3 protein-coding genes are annotated in these 2,787 nt (G+C 63.9%); all 3 read left to right on the top strand.

From position 1 onward, the window contains the following. Positions 1 to 204: 204 nt before the first annotated feature. Genes Q0216_RS00815 through Q0216_RS00825 form a run of 3 tightly spaced genes read left to right on the top strand, consistent with a single transcriptional unit; the run spans position 205 to position 2,643 of the window. Positions 205 to 954 carry a hypothetical protein gene (locus Q0216_RS00815; RefSeq protein ID WP_298592147.1) on the top strand — a complete coding sequence of 250 codons (750 nt, stop codon included), beginning with the start codon at positions 205 to 207 and terminating at the stop codon, positions 952 to 954. After that, positions 920 to 1,726: a hypothetical protein gene (locus Q0216_RS00820; protein ID WP_298592150.1), complete on the top strand. Its 807-nt coding sequence runs from the start codon at positions 920 to 922 to the stop codon at positions 1,724 to 1,726. Before Q0216_RS00815 ends, Q0216_RS00820 begins: the two co-directional genes overlap by 35 nt. Beyond that, positions 1,723 to 2,643 carry a hypothetical protein gene (locus tag Q0216_RS00825; RefSeq protein WP_298592152.1) on the top strand — a complete coding sequence of 307 codons (921 nt, stop codon included), beginning with the start codon at positions 1,723 to 1,725 and terminating at the stop codon, positions 2,641 to 2,643. Before Q0216_RS00820 ends, Q0216_RS00825 begins: the two co-directional genes overlap by 4 nt. Positions 2,644 to 2,787: the final 144 nt, after the last annotated feature.

Genomic DNA, 2,787 nt, shown 5'->3' on the forward strand with positions numbered 1-2,787 from the left:
TGTGAGGCGCTGGGGTGGCCCCCGGAGCCCAAGGCATACCCCCAGCTGCGCGGCCTGTGGCAGGGTGCTGAGCACCGGAGGCTCATCGTGGCGGATGGCAAATGGAGCGCCATCCCCGCCAACCCCTACCTCGTCCCCTAAACCCCCGGCCACCCCGTGTGGCCATCCAACCCACCCCCCACCAACCCAAACTGTGGTTATCCTATGAAAAAGTTCCCTGAAATCCCCATGACGACCCGAGGGGCGCTGCCGTATGACGATAGGCACCTGCGGGGGCTGAGCCTCCTGACTCCCGCCCCCTGGCGACCCCATGCCTTTCTCCATCATCGTGGCGGCGTGATGTACGAAAAAAGCGAACATTGGGAAAAGGAGCTGCAGGCCGGCTTCGTGGTCGTGGCCGTGGACCAGCAGGAAATGGACTGGGACTGGCACGAACGCTACGAATCGCTCTTCATGGTTCCATCCCTGCGGGTGTACGGGCCGAAGGGGATGCCGCCGTGGCTGCTGGCACAGCAGGCGGTGGGGCACATTACGCACTACCGCGCCCCCTCTTCCTCCGGCACGCGGTGGGAGCAGCTGGCGGCGCAGCAATCCCGTACCCCAACGCTGGACTGGAAGAAGTTCATTAGCGTCCAAACCGGCCGGGAGTGGGAACGCCGCATCTTCGGCTGTCGCTACCTGCTGTGCGGCCAGCCGTACTGGAGCGCCGCCACGGTGCACATGGCGGGCAGCGAGCTGGAACTGCGATACATGGAACAGCTGGCGGGGCCAGGGCAAAACACGGCCTCATCGGTATCTCACATCCGTGGTACTGGCCGCAAGCCGTGCTGCAGCGCTTGTACCACGAGCATATCAAGGGCTTTTACGACATTGAGGTGTAGCCTTATAATGCTACAAAACTGTACCAACGGAGGTAAGAGTGAACAGTTACATCAACCCGCTGGCGTTCCGTGATCGGTACGCGGAGGACTATTACAAGGTGGACGCGGTGCAGGAGCTGCTGAACAGGTGGCCGGGGTGGGCGTTGCATGCTGAGAAGGAGATCCTGGACATCAAGAACAGCCTGGAGCCGGAGGTGCGGAAGTATATCCAGGTGCAGGATGTGCTGGAGCGGCTGGCGGGTGGGGGGCGGCTTAAGGTGCCGAACCTGCAGGAGGTGAGTGTGCGGGAGGAGGCGCTGGCGGTGTTTGACAGTGTGGTGCCGCCGCAGTGGGTGGTAACGCTGCGGGTGCCCTATGTGGTGCTGTGCGGTCCGGAGCTCAAGAACCCGGACCTGCAGGCAGCGCGCAAGGTGCCCCAAGGCTGGTACGGGGTGACCACGGGCACCCTCGCCCTGGCGGTGCCGGAGCTGGAGATGTGGGCGGAGGCGCTGCTGGAGTGTGCCAAGAGGGGCTGGATGGACGCTCAGGGGCTGGTGCACCTGTGGGGGCAGCCGTGTGAGACGCCCCCCGAGGTGGCGTTCAAGCCCATTCTTATCTTCACTGGCCGCAACGCAAACCTTCAGAAACTCGAGCGCATGGTGGACAAGGACGAGTTGGACCGCCCTACCCGCCTGTGTGGCCATCGCTGGGCGCTGTGCTCGCAGCTCACGATGGGGCAGACGCTGTGGGTGCTGGGCCGGCTGTGGGCGGAGGGGCTGATGGGCCGCGCGGTGGTGCCGCAGCAGCTGCTGCAGCTGTGCAAGATGCTGAACCTGGAACAATATGAACCGAGGTGGTTTGAATGAAGATCTACGATCTGTGGTTTGACTATGAGCAGGACAAGAGCGAGCCGGGGCCGTTGCTGGAGCTGCTGAAAACTGACCCGGCGGCGTTCAAGGCGGAGTTCGAGCTCTGCGATCAAGACAACGAGGGGGGCGAGACCTCTCTGCAGTGGCTGCAGCGGGAGCTGCGCATGAAGCCCCAGGAACAGCATGATACGATGTACAAATTCGTGCGCTCCTGGAAAACCATGATGCAGCGGCGGGGCCGCGAGACGGGGGCGGTGCCCCCCGGCGGCTATTGCATCCATCCGTTCATCGTGGAGGTGGACATGGACACCATGAGCGCCGAGGAGCTGTTTGCGCTGCCCGTGTTTGCTGCACAGCGCCGGTGGTGCCTGATTGTGGAAGTGGACAGCACGGGCGAGGGGGTGGGCAGTGGGATTTACCAGCACGTGGAGGATGGGCTGGGGGCGCTGCCGAACAACATGGGGGCGGTGCATTGGATTAGCCACGGGGTGTGGGTGTACTACGCCAACGGCTACCAGTTTAGCCGCGCGGAGGTGTATGACTACATGGCGCGGCACAAGCTGCTGGACAGGATGCCGTGGCCGAAGGTAGTGGAGGTGGTGAACCCGGAGCTGCGCATGACGGACGAGAACCCGCTGCTGGAGTGGGAGGACTGGACGGACAAGCCCTACGCACACAGCCGGGGTGCCAGATGCTGCCGGGTGGCCGCCATGGATGCGGACGTGGTGCCGGCGGTGGCAAAGCGGTGCTACGATGGGTACTTTACGGCCGGCACGAGAGGTCGTGCAGCGGTGGTGGAGGTGCCTGTGGGGTGGCCGGATGAGGCGTACATGTACGCGCTGGCGGAAGCGGTGCGGCGGTGGCCCAGCACCTACAATTTCCTGTCTTTCATGGTTCAGGAGAGTGAAGAATGAACGTACCGGGTTACATGCGGGAGCTGCTGGACGGGATGGCGCAGAAATGCGCCTACAAGGGACATGTGACGGCGGCCGCCTGGAACGTGGTGTCTGGGGTCCTGCAGGACACCCCCGAGGAGGGGTGGCAGGGGGCCATGGGCG

It is taken from the genome of uncultured Rothia sp., assembly GCF_937976295.1.
Classification (GTDB): domain Bacteria; phylum Actinomycetota; class Actinomycetes; order Actinomycetales; family Micrococcaceae; genus Rothia.